This is a genomic window from Sporanaerobium hydrogeniformans (assembly GCF_002735925.1).
Taxonomy (GTDB): Bacteria; Bacillota; Clostridia; order Lachnospirales; family Cellulosilyticaceae; genus Sporanaerobium; species Sporanaerobium hydrogeniformans.
Map to the genome: position 1 here is coordinate 103,017 of NZ_PEDL01000009.1, position 17,470 is coordinate 120,486.

14 protein-coding genes, 1 tRNA gene and 1 rRNA gene are annotated in these 17,470 nt (G+C 32.3%); 9 read left to right on the forward strand and 7 right to left on the reverse strand.

The window, feature by feature from the left end:
• Positions 1–3: 3 nt before the first annotated feature.
• The 7 genes from mnmG to rpmH all read right to left on the reverse strand — a co-directional run bounded on the left by mnmG (position 4) and on the right by rpmH (position 6,276).
• Complete coding sequence (gene mnmG / locus CS063_RS09970) at positions 4–1,914, reverse strand: tRNA uridine-5-carboxymethylaminomethyl(34) synthesis enzyme MnmG (RefSeq protein WP_099449558.1); 1,911 nt, start codon at positions 1,912–1,914, stop codon at positions 4–6.
• A gap of 9 nt (positions 1,915–1,923) precedes the next feature.
• Entirely contained in the window at positions 1,924–3,306 is a 1,383-nt protein-coding gene (gene mnmE / locus CS063_RS09975; protein ID WP_099449559.1) for a tRNA uridine-5-carboxymethylaminomethyl(34) synthesis GTPase MnmE, read from the reverse strand.
• 47 nt (positions 3,307–3,353) lie between these two features.
• A complete protein-coding gene (jag, locus tag CS063_RS09980) occupies positions 3,354–4,163 on the reverse strand; it encodes an RNA-binding cell elongation regulator Jag/EloR (protein ID WP_099449560.1) in 810 nt (269 codons plus the stop codon).
• A gap of 81 nt (positions 4,164–4,244) precedes the next feature.
• The gene (locus CS063_RS09985) at positions 4,245–5,411 is read right to left on the reverse strand and encodes a YidC/Oxa1 family membrane protein insertase (protein ID WP_099449561.1); all 1,167 of its coding nucleotides are present in this window, start codon (positions 5,409–5,411) and stop codon (positions 4,245–4,247) included.
• A 28-nt stretch (positions 5,412–5,439) separates the two neighbouring features.
• Complete coding sequence (gene yidD / locus CS063_RS09990; protein WP_099449562.1) at positions 5,440–5,676, reverse strand: membrane protein insertion efficiency factor YidD; 237 nt, start codon at positions 5,674–5,676, stop codon at positions 5,440–5,442.
• Between the two features lie 70 nt (positions 5,677–5,746).
• Positions 5,747–6,085, reverse strand: a complete 339-nt coding sequence (gene rnpA, locus CS063_RS09995) for a ribonuclease P protein component (RefSeq protein ID WP_099449563.1) — start codon at positions 6,083–6,085, stop codon at positions 5,747–5,749.
• A gap of 56 nt (positions 6,086–6,141) precedes the next feature.
• The gene (gene rpmH, locus CS063_RS10000) at positions 6,142–6,276 is read right to left on the reverse strand and encodes a 50S ribosomal protein L34 (RefSeq protein ID WP_099449564.1); all 135 of its coding nucleotides are present in this window, start codon (positions 6,274–6,276) and stop codon (positions 6,142–6,144) included.
• Between the two features lie 622 nt (positions 6,277–6,898).
• On the opposite strand from rpmH, the gene dnaA reads away from it, so the two are divergent.
• From dnaA to CS063_RS10045, 9 genes are all read left to right on the forward strand, one after another.
• Positions 6,899–8,239, forward strand: coding sequence for a chromosomal replication initiator protein DnaA (dnaA, locus tag CS063_RS10005; RefSeq protein ID WP_099449565.1), 1,341 nt, complete (start codon positions 6,899–6,901; stop codon positions 8,237–8,239).
• Positions 8,240–8,486: 247 nt separating this feature from the next.
• Positions 8,487–9,593 (forward strand): DNA polymerase III subunit beta, encoded by a 1,107-nt coding sequence (dnaN, locus tag CS063_RS10010; RefSeq protein ID WP_099449566.1) that lies wholly within the window; start codon positions 8,487–8,489, stop codon positions 9,591–9,593.
• Positions 9,594–9,675: 82 nt separating this feature from the next.
• On the forward strand, positions 9,676–9,882 hold the full coding sequence (gene yaaA, locus CS063_RS10015) for a S4 domain-containing protein YaaA (protein ID WP_099449567.1): 207 nt from the start codon (positions 9,676–9,678) through the stop codon (positions 9,880–9,882).
• Positions 9,883–9,897: 15 nt separating this feature from the next.
• A complete protein-coding gene (gene recF / locus CS063_RS10020; protein ID WP_099449568.1) occupies positions 9,898–10,980 on the forward strand; it encodes a DNA replication/repair protein RecF in 1,083 nt (360 codons plus the stop codon).
• Between the two features lie 150 nt (positions 10,981–11,130).
• Positions 11,131–13,035, forward strand: a complete 1,905-nt coding sequence (gene gyrB, locus CS063_RS10025) for a DNA topoisomerase (ATP-hydrolyzing) subunit B (protein ID WP_099449569.1) — start codon at positions 11,131–11,133, stop codon at positions 13,033–13,035.
• 21 nt (positions 13,036–13,056) lie between these two features.
• A complete protein-coding gene (gyrA, locus tag CS063_RS10030; RefSeq protein WP_099449570.1) occupies positions 13,057–15,549 on the forward strand; it encodes a DNA gyrase subunit A in 2,493 nt (830 codons plus the stop codon).
• A gap of 6 nt (positions 15,550–15,555) precedes the next feature.
• Positions 15,556–16,572: a C39 family peptidase gene (locus CS063_RS10035; RefSeq protein WP_099449571.1), complete on the forward strand. Its 1,017-nt coding sequence runs from the start codon at positions 15,556–15,558 to the stop codon at positions 16,570–16,572.
• A gap of 414 nt (positions 16,573–16,986) precedes the next feature.
• Positions 16,987–17,075 (forward strand) — tRNA-Ser (locus tag CS063_RS10040).
• 223 nt (positions 17,076–17,298) lie between these two features.
• Positions 17,299–17,470, forward strand: a 16S ribosomal RNA gene (locus tag CS063_RS10045); the annotation flags it as partial.

Sequence of the window (17,470 nt, forward strand, 5' to 3'; positions counted from 1 at the left end):
CTTTTAATCCTCTTTCGATGCTACATCATCTTTTTTATCTCTTCTTCTCTGTTCTAAATAAACCAATAACATAGAAATATCTGCTGGGGATACTCCTGATATACGAGAAGCTTGTCCTATAGATACAGGTCTAATCTGCTCAAGTTTTTGTTTAGCCTCTAATCTTAAACTAGAAACATCATTGTAATTAATATCTTGAGGAATTAGTTTACGTTCCAATCGCTTAAACTGTTCAACTTGTTTAAGCTGTCTTGAAATATAGCCTTCATATTTTAATTCAATCATAACTTGATTAATAATATCACTTTCTAGGTTAGGTCTTTGGGCATCCACTTGAGCAAAATCGCTATATTCTAATTCAGGCCTTTTTAATAATTCCGATAAAGCTATTCCAGATCGTAGAAGTGTGCTTCCTTTAGCTTCAAGTATTTGTTGAACAGCTTCACTTGTGCCTACATATACTGTCTTTAATCTTTCAAGCTCTTCTTGAATAGCTATACGTTTTTCAATAAATTTATTATATCTTTCCTGATCTATAAGTCCAACTTCATAACCTTTTTCAGTTAATCTTAAATCTGCGTTATCCTGTCTTAAAAGAAGTCTATACTCTGCACGAGATGTCATCATACGATAAGGCTCTTTTGTTCCTTTGGTTACTAAGTCATCTATTAGGACACCTATATACCCTTCTGATCGGTCAATAACTAAAGGTTCTTTACCTTTAATTTTAAGAACTGCATTAATACCAGCTATTAGACCTTGTGCTGCTGCTTCTTCATAACCTGAACTTCCATTCATTTGTCCAGCACTAAAGAAGCCTTCTATTTCTTTGAATTCAAGAGAATGTTTAAGTTGAAGTGGATTAATACAATCATACTCTATTGCATAACCTGTTCTCATAACTTCTACCTTTTCCATTCCTTTAATAGAACGTAACATCCTAAGTTGAACTTCTTCTGGTAAGGAAGAACTCATCCCTTGAACGTACATTTCGGTTGTATCCTCTCCTTCAGGTTCAATAAAAATTTGATGACGTGGTTTATCTGAAAATCTTACCACCTTATCTTCAATAGATGGACAATATCTAGGACCTGTTCCCTCTATAACTCCAGCATATAGTGGTGAAAGATGTAAGTTATCCCGAATAATTTGGTGAGTTTCTTCTGTTGTATAAGCTAAATAGCAAGGAAACTGCTTTCTTTTAATATCCTGTTCTTTATTTTCAAAAGAAAAAGGAACGATGGCTTCATCACCATGTTGAGGTTCCATTTGACTAAAATCAATCGTTCTTGCATCTACACGAGCTGGTGTACCTGTCTTAAATCTTCTTAACTCTATATTATGATTTTTTAAAGCTTCACTAAGTGCGTTAGATGTTTTTAATCCATTAGGACCTGTATATTCAATACACTCACCTGTTAAACATCTTGAACGAATATAAGTCCCACCTGCTAACACAATCCCTTTACACTCATAAAATGCACCTGTATTAGTAATAACACCTTTTACTTTATTGTTTTCTATTTTTATATCTACAATCTCTTGTTGCCTTATTGATAAGTTAGGGGTATTTTCTAAAACATGCTTCATTGACTTACTATATTTCACCTTATCTGCTTGAGCTCTTAGTGAATGTACAGCTGGTCCTTTGGCTGTATTTAGCATACGAGATTGAATATAGGTTTTATCTATATTCTTTCCCATTTCCCCACCTAGTGCATCAATCTCTCTCACTAGATGACCTTTTGAAGTCCCTCCTATATTAGGGTTACAAGGCATCATTGCAATGCTATCTAGAGACATCGTAAACATTATTGTCTTACAGCCCATTCTAGCTGCTGCAAGAGCTGCTTCTGAGCCAGCATGCCCCCCTCCTATTACTGCAATATCTATTTTTTCTGCAATATAAGCCATATTTATCGCCTACTTTCCTAAACAAAATCTACTAAATAACTGATTAATTATTTCATCTTTTAATGCTTCTCCTATAATCATCCCTAAATGACCATAGGCATCATGAAGATCAATTGCTAAGCAATCTTCTGGAAGACCTATTTCAATTGCCTCAATTACTTTATTTAAGCTTTTAATAGCTTTAACAAGTGCTTCTTTTTGTCTGTTGTTGGATAAAGTCACCTCTCCATTAATAGAAGTACTTCCTTTTATCACAAACTGTTTCATACTATTTTTCAATTCAACTAATCCATACTGTGTCTTAGAAGAAATATTAATTACTTCACCATATCTTAAATATTCCTCTACTATTTCTCGGGAAATAGTATTGCCTAAGTCATTTTTTGTACAAACATAAATTATTTTCTTCCCTCTTACTTGTTCTAAAATCTCTATATCTTTATCTGTTATCCCACTATGGCTATCTATTAGCATAAGCACTATATCTGCTGCTTCAATAGAACTTTTAGATTTCTCAACCCCTATTTTTTCAACCACATCTTCGGTTTCTCTAATCCCTGCGGTATCTAATAATAAGAAAGGGATACCATCTATATTGAGATACGCCTCCACAATATCCCTTGTTGTACCTGGAATATCTGTTACTATAGCTTTATTTTCTTCAAGTAATGCATTTAGTAAAGAGGATTTTCCTACATTAGGTCTTCCCACAATAGCTGTTTTCACACCTTCCCTAATCATCTTACCCGTATCAGCTGTAGCAAGTAACTCATTAAACTCTTGTACTAAATCTCTTAATTCCATTTCAAAGTCATCTGTTATAGGTTCATCTTGATCATATTCAGGATAGTCTATAGATACTTCTATACGGGCAATCACTTGTATTAATCTCTCTTGATATTCCCTTATTTTTTTAGATAAACGTCCTTCTAACTGACCTACAGCCTGCGAAAGAGAGAGTTCTGTCTTAGCCTCAATAATATCCATAATTGCTTCTACCTGTGCTAAATCTATACGTCCATTTAAAAATGCCCTTTTAGTAAATTCACCATTCTCAGCAAGTCTTGCACCATTTTTAATAAGTTCCATTAGGACAGTATTAAGAGGCACAGGGCCACCATGACAATTTATTTCAACTACATCTTCTCTCGTAAACGTCCTAGGCCCCTTCATCAGCATTACAAGTACTTCATCTAATATTTCACCATTATCATTAATTATATGTCCATAATTAATAGTATGAGTGTGTGTATCTATCAATAATTTTTTATTAGCAGCTCTAAAGACTTTATCTACTATTGTAACACTATCTCTCCCACTAACTCGAATGATTCCAATTCCACCTACTCCGATAGGTGTTGAGATAGCTGCTATAGTATCTTGAAATAGCATTATTTTTCATCCTTTCTTTAAAAAAAACCCAGTAATGAAACTGGGTTTTATCTATATGATTTATTTTGGTATGCTGGACTAATTACGACCCTTCTAAACGGCTCTTTACCTTCACTATGAGTTTTTACAAACCTACTATCTTGTAGCGCAGAATGAATAATTCTTCTATCATATGGATTCATAGGCTCTAAAATAATAGGTTTTCTTGTTTGCTGCACTTTTTTACTTAATTTATAAGCCAACTTACGAAGGGTTTCCTCTCGTCTTTCTCTATAGTTTTCTGTATCAATCATTATTTTAATATATTCTTGTCTCTGCTTATTAGCAACGATATTTACAATATATTGAATAGCATCAAGGGTTTCCCCTCTCTTCCCTATTATGATCCCCATATTATTACCTGAAATACTGATACTAATTCTGTTGTTATTTACAACCTTACTAGTCATTGTTGCATCTATAGACATTTCTTTAAGAAGTTTTTCTAAAAAACTCATAGCGAGACCTGTTACCTCTTCTAATTCTTCAGGTGTTACTACTACAAAGTCTTCTGAATCCTTTTTAAGTTCTTTTTTTACTTCCTTTTTCACTTCTTTATTTGGGAGCTCTTTTTTTGTATTTTCTACTTCTTTAGGTACTTCTTTCTCAAATTTAACTTGTAATTTAATAGGTTCTTCTTTAACTTTCTCTTTAATAGAAACTCTTACTTTAGCTTCTTTAGCTCCGAAACCTAGCAATCCTTTTGAACCTTTTGATATTACTTCAACTTCAACTTCATCTCTACTAGCACCTAATTCAATACATGCTTCAGTAACTGCATCTTCAATAGTTTTCCCTACTTTTTCAACAAAATTCATATCAACACCCCCAGGTTTTGGTATAGTTATTCCTTTTGATCTGATTCCTTACTGTCTACATTTACTGTTTATTATTCGCTTTTATCTTGCTTTTGTACAGGTACTTTTTTTTATTACTTTTTTAGTTCTCACTACTTTATGTGTTGTTTCTTGTACCTCTGATTGTACTGCTGTTTTTTCAACTGGAACCTTTTTAACTACTTTTTTCTTTATGATTTTTTGATCAACTAATGCTGCTTCACGTTCTTTTCTAAGTTGTTCTTCTAACTTTTCCTCTTGTTTTAAAACAATTTTATTAACTACCCACTGTTGCCCCACCATAATGACATTACCAGCAATCCAATAGAGAGCTAAACCAATTGGCATTGTATAGGCAAAGAACCCTGTCATAACTGGCATCATTATATTCATTACTTTCATCATTGATTCTGTAGAATTTCCTTGAGCATTACTATTAGCAGCAGCCTGTTGACTAGCCATACTACTAGCCATTGTAATTTTAGAGAAAATATAAGTTGAAGCACCTGCAATAATAGGTACTAAAACAGCTAACCACATTCCCCCTCTTATTAAAAGATCAGGAGTATCTACTAGGTTTACTCCTAAAAAGCTTTCATAATTTTGTTTTACTTCTAAAGCCTTTTCAATGATAGGTTGTGCTGTAGAACCAACATTGCTCAAAAATTCATTCCACTGGTTAGTATTAAGATGACTTAAAAATTGAGATAACCCATCAACTTGTCCTAAATCATACTCCATACGTGAGGTCACTTGAACAGATTCCTTAAATCCTTCTAATAAAGTTGGATAATTACCTACATGCTCTTTAATCGTCTGAGCAATAAAAGTATATTCATTACCTAGTTTGGTAATGTATTTAGCCGGTTCACGTAATACATTAAAAAGTGCCATAATAATTGGAAACTGAATAAGTAATGGTAAACACCCTGCAAGAGGATTAATTTTATACTTTTTATATAAGGCTTGCATTTCTTTACTATATTCCATTTGCGAAGCCTGATCTTTTTTATTTTGATATTTTTTTTGAAGCTTTTGCATCTCTGGTTGAAGCCTACTCATCCCCCTGGATGTACGTTGAGATGATAATTGAAATGGTGTTAACAATAGCCTTGCAACTAATGTAAAAATGATAATAGCAATACCTAGTGTGTACACAGGTGAAATTGCTGCCACTCCATCAAATATGAAGTTTAGAATTACACCAAAAAAATTGTTGATAATTCCCATTATTCTCCTCCTAAATTATATTGAGTATTTATCTACACTTTTTTTCAGGCACAGGGTCATACATTACCTTATGAAATGGATGACATTTAGAAATACGTATGACCCCTAGTAAAGTACCCTTAAAAAAGCCATGAATCTGAATTGCTTCATAAGTATATTGAGAACATGTGGGAATAAATCTACAGTTTTGTCCAAGCATAGGTGAAATTGCTTTTTGATAAAACCTTATAAGCTTAAGTGCCACTATCTTGGGCATATCCTTCATGTTACATATCCTCTCTACAGCAGATTATATCATATCATAGACTACTTATATTATAAAATATTAGATTAAATTATAAAATAGCTTTATGTTGTTTTAATAAACATAAAAGAGATGAAGAAATTTCCTGATAAGTAGCCCCATTAGCAGCACTTCGTGCTACTATAACAAAATCCCATCCATCCTTATTTATAATTTCTTCATTTAAACGATAGCTTTCTCGTACTAAACGTGTTACACGACTACGTACTACACTATTTCCAACTTTTTTACTTACAGAAATACCTAATCTATTTATTCCCTTATTATTTCTATATTTATAAAGAACTAAGTACCTATTAGCAAAAGATCTTCCTTTTTTATATACTACCCTAAATTCGAAATTTTTTTTCAGCGATTCTGTATACTTCATTAACTATACTCCTAAATTTATATAAGGCAAAACAAGGCCACTAATGCGGCCTTGTTCTATGCTGTTAATTTTTTTCTACCTTTTGCTCTTCTTCTAGCGAGTACCGCTCTACCATTTTTAGTTCTCATTCTTTTACGAAAACCATGTTCTTTACTTCTTTGACGTTTCTTTGGTTGGAAAGTCATTTTCATAGTGTGCGCCTCCTTAATTAATAAAGTAGTTACACAATATGCACACAATAAATGACAAAAGAGTTACTATGAACTACTCCGTCATTTGAAAAATAAATATTTACACACAACTAAAAAAATAAATAAGCACTATGCATAGTATAGAAGATTTATGAATAGTCGTCAAGTATTAGTTGATATTTATCTTCTATATAAATATTGGAATTTTACAAAGTACTTCTCAAATTTATATTAAAGAAATTACTAAAAATATATACTTATTACACAAATTTATCCACATTTTTTTTATCTTTATAACCTGTGGATATTTTTTCATAACGGTTGCTTTTCCACAGGTAATTTGCTATTATAAAACTATCTGTAGATAAGTTGTTAATTATAATAAGTTATTCACATTCTGTTGATAACCTTGTGTATAACTTATATTTTTTCTTCTTTTTTTGCTTATTTCCATATTTATTTCAGATTTTTAAGGTCTTTATAACTTTATCCACAACTTGTTTACGTTTTATTTTTATCTCAAAATATATTCACTTTTTACTATGTCTGTTGATTAAATTATTCACATATTGAACATACTTGAATAACTTGTTAATAAATTGTTTACTTAGGAGGATAAATAATGGTATCGCTGTATGATAAACACTGGGAAGCTATTCTCAATATCATTGAATTAGAAACATCTAGCGTAAGTTTCAATACCTGGTTTAAAGAAACCGCACTTATTGATATGGACAGTACTACCCTTACAATAGGTGTAAAAAATGAGTTTACTAAAGAGATTCTTAATACAAGATATTTAGAACTTATCAAAAATAGTGCTATGCAAATTTTAAATAAAGAATACAGCATTAAGTTTGTACTTCCTAATGAACAAACTACTATTGAGAAAAAAAATATAAAAAAATCAGATCAATTACAAGATCCGCTTAATATTCCTAGTAATCTTAACCCTAGATATGTATTTGATAGTTTTGTAGTTGGCAATAGTAATAGAATGGCTCATGCTGCTGCTCTGGCAGTTGCAGAAGCCCCTGCCAGAGCTTATAACCCTTTATTTTTATATGGTGGAGTAGGTTTAGGCAAAACACACCTTATGCATTCAATTGCTCACTATATATTAGATCAAAACCCAAATGCTAAGGTTATTTATGCTTCATCTGAAAAGTTTACCAATGAATTAATCAATTCTATTCGTGATGATAAAAACGAAAGCTTTAGAAATAAGTATAGAAATATTGACGTCCTCTTAATTGATGATATTCAATTTATTGCAGGTAAGGAACGTACCCAAGAAGAATTCTTCCATACTTTTAACACACTTCATGAAGCAAATAAACAAATTATTATCTCTAGTGATCGCCCTCCTAAGGAAATTGAAACATTGGAGGATCGCTTACGTTCACGTTTTGAATGGGGACTTATCGCAGACATTCAAAGTCCAGACCTAGAAACCAGAATTGCTATCTTACGTAAAAAGGCAGAAATAGAAAGTCTTTCTGTTCCTGAAGAAGTTCTTCTTTTCATAGCTAAAACCGTTATATCTAATATTCGTGAATTAGAAGGTGCTCTTAATCGTATTCTTGCATTCTCTTCTCTTACAAATAAGCCAATCACAGTAGAGCTAGCTAATGAAGCTCTTAAAGACCTTATTTCTAAGGACAAGCCTAAAATAATTACGGCTGACTATATTCAAGATACAGTAGCAGCTTATTTTCATTTAAAACCAGAGGAGCTTCGTTCTTCTAAACGTACACGTAGTATTGCCTATCCTAGACAAATTGCTATGTACTTATGTAGAAAGCTTACTGATTTATCATTACCTAAAATAGGTGAGAGATTTGGTGGTAGAGATCATACCACTATTATTCATGGTTTTGAAAAGATATCTAAGGATTTGCAAACAGATATTGAACTTTCTCAGATTATTAATGAACTTGAATCAAAAATAACTTCTAAATAACTATGTGTATATTCATGTGAACTTAAAGTTAACTACTTGTGGATTATTTTTTTAAAAATTTATCATTGTTAATGTTGTGGATAAACCTAATCCTTTTACTAAACAAATCCACAAGTCTATATACATGTTATTTTTTTACTCTTTATTAGGTTTTAAGGTGTTATCCCCAATACCCACAGCACTTACTACTATAATTGCTAATTTAACTTTAATTATTATCATGTTTTTACAGAAAGGAGATATCCACATGCATATAAATTGTAGGCAAGATCTTTTATTAACAAGTATCAATAATGTACTAAAAGCATGTTCAACTAAAACAACTTTACCCATACTTGAATGTATATTACTTCAAGCTCATGGCGGTAAACTAACACTTACAGGTAATAACCTTGAACTAGGTATAGAAAGTACTATCGATGCAGAAGTAACAGAAGAAGGTTTTGTAGCTTTAGAAGCAAGAATATTTTCTGAAATTATCAGAAAAATGCCAGGTGAAATGATTGAAATTTCATGTGATGATACTTATATGACTAAAATTATAAGTGAAAAATCAAAATTCCAAATTGCAGGTCAATCAGGTAAAGACTTTCCTGAGCTTCCAGCTGTTCAAAAGTTACACAGCTGTAGGATTAAGCAGCTTACTTTAAAAGATATGATTCGTCAAACTATTTTTTCTGTAGCTCAAGATGAAACAAGACCAATACTAACAGGTGAAATGTTGCAAATTAAAGAAGGGCGCTTAAATATTGTTTCTGTAGATGGCTATCGTATTTCTTATAGAGAGACCCCACTCTCAAATGAGAATGAAAGTATAGAAGTTGTCATCCCAGGAAAGACACTCACTGAAATTAACAAGATTTTATCAAGTGAGGAAACTGAGGAACTAAATATTTATTTTGGTGATAAGCATGTTCTTTTTGATCTAGGAGATAGCAAGGTAGTTTCACGTTTACTAGAAGGAGAGTTTTTAAAATATGAACAGGTTTTTTCTTCTGATTACGAAACAAAAATACTAATAGATCGAAAGAATTTTTTAATGTGCATTGAGCGTGCAGCTCTTATTTCTCGTGAAGGGAAGAAGAATCCTATAAAAATTCAAATAGATGGTGATAAAATGATCATTACCTCTAATACAGAATTAGGCACAGCTAGAGAAGAAATAGATGTTATTCTTGAAGGTAAAGAACTTATTATTGCCTTTAATCCAAGATATCTTATAGATGCTCTTAAAGTTATTGATGAAGATAAGGTTTATATTAACTTTATATCTTCTTTAACACCATGTATTATTAAGCCTCAAGAAGGTGAACATTATAAATACTTAATATTACCTATACGTGTTAATGCATAATAAGTTTTTTAATCGCTCTACTATTCAGGATTGAATTATAGAGCGATTTGTTGATTGAATTTAAAACTAAGGAGAAATAGAAATGAAAGAAATTAAGATTAATACAGAATTTATAAAGTTAGACCAGCTTATGAAATTTGCTAACTTAGTGCAAAGTGGAGGAGAAGCTAAAGGTTTAATTGCTCAAGAACTTGTATTAGTTAATGGTGAAATATGTACTCAAAGAGGGAAGAAAATTAGACCAGGTGATCAAGTAGAATTTGACGGAGAAGTAGTTTGTGTTAAATAGAAAAGGAGCACTTTTATGTATATTAAAGAGCTATCCTTAACGGATTTTAGAAATTATGGGGACTTGGATATAAAATTAGATAAAGGGATTAATATATTTAAAGGGGATAATGCTCAAGGTAAAACTAATATTTTAGAGGCTATTTATCTATGTGCTACAGCACGTTCTCATCGAACACATAAAGAGAAAGAAATCATTAAATGGGGAACGGAAGCTGCACATGTAAGGATACGTTTACAGAAAAATTATGTTGAGGATATAATAGATTTTCATCTTAATCAAAATACAAAGGCTGTAGCAATTAATAAGTTACCTATAGCTAAACTTGGAGAACTCTTTGGGTGTTTAAATATTGTAATGTTTTCGCCAGAAGATTTGCAGCTTATAAAAAATAGCCCTAAGGAAAGAAGAAGGTTTATAGATATAGAATTATGCCAAATTGATAAGATGTATTATTATGCATTGAGACAGTATCATAAGGTTTTAAAACAGAGAAATTTGACACTAAAACAATATTATATGACAAAGGATACATCAATGATTGATATTTGGGATATTCAGTTAGAACAATATGCTTTAGATGTTATAGATAAGAGAGAGAAGTTCATAGAGGAGCTAAATAAAATAGCTAATAAAATACATTTTGATATTTCAGGTGGGAAAGAAAGCTTAGAGGTTATTTATGAGCCTAATGTAAGTGCTACTGATTATAGTAATAAGATGTTAAAGTATAGAGAAAAGGATATTCTTTATCAAAATACTTCTATAGGGCCTCATCGTGATGATTTAAAATTTATGATAAATGGTATGGATGTTAAGATGTACGGTTCACAAGGTCAGCAACGGACGGTTGTATTATCTATGAAATTAGCAGAACTAAATATCATGAAGCAACATATAGGAGAAAATCCTGTTCTATTATTAGATGATGTATTATCAGAACTAGATGACCATAGGCAAGTCTATTTGTTTAAGTACACAAAAAATATTCAGACTTTTATTACTTGTACAGGTATAGAACAAAGTGTATGGAATACACAAAAAATTGGAAAACTATATTACGTAAAAGAAGGAAAAGTTATAAGTAAAGATTTTTAGACAGAATATTTTAAAATATAGGTAAATTTGCCTTTGTTAGTATTTTGATGTATAATAAATGTTGGATTAATATGCTTATTTTTATAAAAATAAGTTTGTAATAAATTTGAGTTAGTGTATGTAAAAAATAAAAGGAGTGAGATCTTAGTTATGGCAGCAACGTATAATGAAAATCAAATACAAATATTAGAGGGGCTGCAGGCAGTACGAAAAAGGCCTGGTATGTATATAGGCAGTACTTCTTCAAAAGGTCTTCACCATCTAGTATATGAGATAGTAGATAATGCAGTTGATGAAGCATTAGCAGGTGCATGTGATACTATTATAGTATCTATTCATCCTGACAATACCATATCAGTCCTAGATAATGGACGTGGTATTCCAGTAGGCATACATCCACAAAAAGGTATATCTACCGTTGAAGTTGTATTTACGATCCTTCATGCTGGTGGTAAGTTTGGTGGTGGAGGGTATAAGGTATCCGGTGGTCTACATGGGGTAGGAGCTTCAGTTGTTAATGCTTTATCTGAATGGCTAGTTGTAGAGGTTTATACTGAAGGTAAAATATACCAAGAAAGATTCTCAAGAGGGGAAGTAATACAACCTCTAACTGTTATAGGTAGTACAGATAAGACAGGTACTTTTGTACATTTTAAGCCAGATGAAGAGATTTTTGAAGAAGTGATTTTTGACTTTAAAATGCTAGAGCAACGTCTCAAAGAAACAGCATTCTTAACTAAGGCACTTAAAATACAGCTTATAGACTTAAGAGAAAATGAAGAAAAGAAGAAAGTTTTTCATTATGAGGGTGGTATTAAAGAATTTGTAGGACACTTAAATAAACATAAAACCCCTATCTATGATGAAGTTTTTTATTGCGAAGGTGAAAAGGATGGTATTTCTGTAGAAGTTGCTTTTCAACATAATGATGCCTATGTAGAAAATATTTTTAGCTTTGTAAATAATATTAATACAACTGAGGGTGGAACCCATTTATCTGGTTTTAAAACAGCTGTTACAAAAACATTAAATGATTATGCACGTAAAATGGGACTTTTAAAAGATGCAGATAAGAATCTAAGTGGTGAGGATATTCGTGAGGGTATGACAGCCATAGTTAGTATTAAAATAGGGGAACCACAATTTGAAGGGCAAACAAAGACTAAATTAGGCAATAGTGAGGCAGCAGGAGCTGTACAATCTGTATTTGGAGACCAACTTACTTATTTTTTAGAACAAAATCCTAATGTAGGTAAGATTGTTGTACAAAAAGGTATTATGGCTGCAAGAGCAAGGGATGCTGCACGAAAAGCAAGAGATTTAACCCGTCGTAAGAGTGCGCTAGAAGGTAATGCGTTACCTGGTAAACTTGCGGACTGCTCAGAGAAGGATGCTTCTAAATGTGAAATATATATTGTCGAAGGAGATTCGGCAGGTGGTTCAGCTAAAAGTGCACGTTCACCTAAGACTCAAGCAATTTTACCTCTTAGAGGTAAAATCCTTAACGTAGAAAAAGTTAGAATTGATAAGATGCTTGAAAATCAAGAAATACGTAATATGATTACTGCTTTTGGGGCTGGGATTAGTGATGATTTTGATATATCTAAGTTAAGATATGGTAAAATTATCCTCATGACTGATGCTGATGTCGATGGAGCACATATTCGAACACTTTTGTTGACATTTTTATACCGTTACTTTAGAGAACTTATTGAACAAGACCATGTTTATATTGCACAACCACCTCTTTATTTGGTGGAGAAAAATAAGAAAAAATATTATGTATTTGATGATAAAGAGCTCGAAAAAGTATTAGAAGAAATAGGTAGAACTGGAATTAGTCGTATGCAACGTTATAAAGGTTTAGGAGAGATGAATCCTGAGCAGCTTTGGGAAACTACTATGGATCCTGAATCTCGTGTACTTGTTAAAGTGAGTATCGATGATGCAGCAGCAGCGGATGAAATATTTACAAAACTAATGGGTGATGATGTAGAACCAAGAAGACAATTTATAAATGAGCATGCGCATAGGGTAACTTATTTAGATATTTAAAAAGAGCAAGGAGAATAATGAATGGATACAAATGATGTAAGTTATGACAGAATTATTCATAGAGATATACAGGATGAAATGCAGAATTGCTATATTGACTATGCTATGAGTGTTATTGTGTCTCGTGCTCTTCCAGATGTGCGCGATGGCTTAAAGCCTGTTCATAGGCGTATTTTATATGCTATGAGTGAATTAAACTTATGGTCAGATAAACAATATAGAAAGTCAGCACGTATTGTCGGAGACACTATGGGTAAATATCATCCCCATGGTGATTCTTCTATTTATGATGCAATGGTACGTATGGCACAAGATTTCTCGACTAGGTATCCTCTTGTAGATGGACAGGGTAATTTTGGTTCAATTGATGGGGATAGTGCTGCTGCTATGCGTTATACAGAAGCAAAAATGAGTAAGATTACTAATTTTATGTTAGCGGATATAGATAAGGATACTGTTGATTTTAGACCAAACTTTGACGAGTCTGCAAAGGAACCTTGTGTATTACCTTCTCGATTTCCTAACTTATTGGTAAATGGCTCATCTGGTATTGCTGTAGGTATGGCTACCAATATGCCGCCTCATAATTTGTCGGAGGTTATCAATGGTGTTATTAAGATGATTGATAATTATATGGGTGAAAATGAGGAGCAAGAAGTACGTGAAACAGAAATACAAGAGCTTATGGCAATTATTCAAGGACCAGACTTTCCTACAGGTGCAACAATTTGTGGTAGATATGGTATTGATCAAGCTTATCGTACAGGTCGAGGGAAAGTTAAGGTAAAGGCAAAGGCAGAGATAGAATCCATGAATAATGGAAAATCTCGTATTGTTGTAACTGAAATTCCCTATATGGTAAACAAAGCGCGTCTTATTGAAAAAATGGCTGAGTTAGTTAAGGAAAAGAAAGTAGACGGTATTACAGATATTAGGGATGAATCAGATAGAAATGGTATGTCTATTATCATAGAGCTTAGAAGGGATGCTAATCCAACCATCGTACTCAATCAGCTCTATAAATATACTCAATTACAAGATACCTTTAGCATCAATATGTTAGCTCTTGTAGAAAATAAACCTAAAGTACTTAACTTAAAACAAATACTTGAAGAGTACCTTAAACATCAAAAAGAAGTTGTAACAAGAAGAACAAAGTTTGATTTAAATAAGGCAGAAGCTAGAGCGCATATATTAGAAGGTTTACGCAAAGCACTGGATAATATAGATCTTATTGTATCTCTTATACGTTCATCTAAAACTGTTCAAGAAGCAAAAGATAAGATTATGGAGGCAATAGAGTTAACAGAGATTCAAGCTCAAGCTATTGTTGAAATGAGACTTCGTGCTTTAACAGGATTAGAGAGAGAAAAGATTGAAGAAGAATACAGTGAATTGATGACTAAGATAGCTTACTTGAAATCAATTCTTGAAAGTGAATATAAACTATTAAGTGTTATTAAAGAAGAAATTATTGAAGTTAAACAAAAATATGGTGATGGAAGAAGAACAGATATTACTATTGATGAGGATGAATATGATATAGAAGACCTTATTGATGAAGAGAATATCGTGGTTACTGTTACTCAATTAGGATATATTAAGAGAATTCCTTTAGATACCTATAAGAATCAAAATAGAGGTGGTAAAGGAATTATAGGTGTTAACACAATAGAGGACGATTATATTAGACAATTGTTTGTAACAACGAATTTTAATTATATTATGTTTTTTACAAATAAAGGTAAAGCGTACAGAATAAAAGGGTATAAAATACCTGAAGCAGGAAGAACTGCTAGAGGAACAGCAGTTATTAACTTATTAGAGCTTGACAAAGAGGAAAAAATAACCGCGGTATTTCCAGTTAAAGAATTTGAGGAAGATATGTTTTTAACGATGGTAACTAAAAAGGGTCAAATCAAGAAAACACCTCTTAAAGACTTTAGGAATATCAGAAAAGGTGGGCTTATTGCACTTAGCTTAGGGGAAGAAGATGAGCTTGTAGCAGTACACAAAACCAGTTCTAAAGATGCTATTTTAGTAGCAAGTAAAATGGGACAAGGTATTTTATTTGATGGAACAGATGTAAGGCCTATGGGAAGAACGGCTAGAGGTGTAAGGGCCATTAATTTATCAGAAGATGATGAAGTTATTGGTGCGACAGTACCGCAAGAAGGAGAACAAATCTTAACAGCCACAGAGAATGGACTAGGTAAAAGAACACAATTAGAAGCTTTTAGAGCTCAAAAGCGTGGTGGAAAAGGTTTAAAAATTAATAAAATTACGGAAAAGACAGGTAATATTATTGGTGTGGCTTCTGTAAAAGAAGATGATGAATTACTTCTTATTACTTCACAAGGTATTATTATTCGTATCCAGGTTTCTCAGATTTCTTCGATAGGAAGAAATGCACAAGGAGTGAAATTGATTAATGTTTCCGATGGTGTACAAGTAGTTTGTATGGAAAAGGTTAACGAAGAATTTATTGAAGATAAGATAGAGGAAAATGAGTAAAAATAAATGAAGCGATTAATTGTAGCGACATTTATAATAATAGTATTTATAATAGGTGGAGTAACTGGGTATTATTTAATTATAAACAATACAGGGGCTCTGCCTACTTTTATAAACGTTAAATCATTGGAAAATAAATATCAAATAAAAAAATCTGGGGAATTAGTAAGTGAAACAGCAAGTAAAGAAGAAGCAATAACACAAGCTAAAGAAATACAAAGAAGTATAGTAGTTGAAAAAGAAAGTCAAAAATGGATATATAGCACCCTTGACCCTTTTCTGATTATTACCGATATAGGAATTCATGATTTTCCAAGTTTTAATAGTGCTTTTAGTTATGCTGTAAAGAATGAAGAGTCAAAAATATTTTATAATAACGATAAAGAACCTTTATGGGAGAAGGATGCAGAAATACCAAATAGTATTCAACTGAATGTAAAACATATTAGGCAATATCCTGAACTTCCAAGGGGATGTGAAGTTACTTCATTAGCTATGTTATTTTCATACTATAATAAAGATATTAGTAAAATGGAGTTAGCTAAAAAAGTAAAGAAAGATACAACACCATATAGTAAAGATACAGAGGGAAGAATTTATTATGGAAATCCTTATGAAGGGTTTGTAGGAGATATGTATAACATTAATAATAATGGATATGGAGTATATCATGGACCTATTACAGAGCTTATTAATGAGTATCTCCCTAATAAGGCATTAGACATAACAGGTATGGAATTTAATGATGTCTTATATTTTCTTTCCAAGGGGTATCCTATATGGGTAATAATAAATGCTACATATGAACCTTTAGAAGAAAAATTCTTTAATATTTGGCATACACCGACAGGAATAGTTAAGACTACGTCAAGCCTACATTCGGTAGTTATTACAGGATATGATTTACAGTATATTTATATTAATGATCCATTAGATGCCAAGGGTAATAAAGCGGTGAATAGGGAAAAGTTTATAAAGGCTTGGGAGCAAATGGGGAATCAAGCTATCACAATTCTTAGATAGGGATGAACTATTGTATAAATGAGATTGTAAAGCATAAAGAAGAATGTTATAATAAAGTAGAAAATGTTGAGCTACACAGGTAACAATAGCTTTTAAAAATAAAATTAATAGATTAATTGATTATGTGCAAATAACAAGAGAGCTATTAAGATACCATAGCTATTAAGGTGTGTAAAACAACAAGCTATATAAAAGTATTCCAACAAATAATGTCCTTACACTTTATGTGTAGGGACATTTTAAATAGAGTATAAAAAGTATTCAAAGTCTTGATAAATAAAAGGATTTAAAGGTTAAAACAAATTAAAACTTAAGGTAAAAAAAAGATATGTATAAAAAGGCTTGACATAAAGATTAAAAGTTGATATTATAGATTTTGCCTTGAGTGGTGAAAAAATAAATACTTTTTAATTCGGAGAAGTACTCAAGTTGGCCGAAGAGGTGCCCCTGCTAAGGGTATAGGTCGGGTAACCGGCGCGAGGGTTCGAATCCCTCCTTCTCCGCTATATTTTACCTAAAAAGAAAAGTAAAATAAATTTTAAAAAGTACTTGACATAAGTAAAACACTCAAGTATAATAGTAAAAGTGCTGAAGAGCACGGTGATGAACATTGAAAACAAAATAGTAACCATAAAACCAGTCGATTCATGAACTTACTTGTAAGTTCAACGAGTACTATAAAGTACTAAGTAATAAGTCAGCAACCTAGGTTGCATGGACAAACTTTTTTATGAGAGTTTGATCCTGGCTCAGGATGAACGCTGGCGGCGTGCTTAACACATGCAAGTCGAACGAAGCCAAGGGAGCTTGCTCCCAAAGCTTAGTGGCGGACGGGTGAGTAACGCGTGGGTAACCTGCCCTATAGAGGGGGATAACGTTCGGAAACGAACGCTAATAC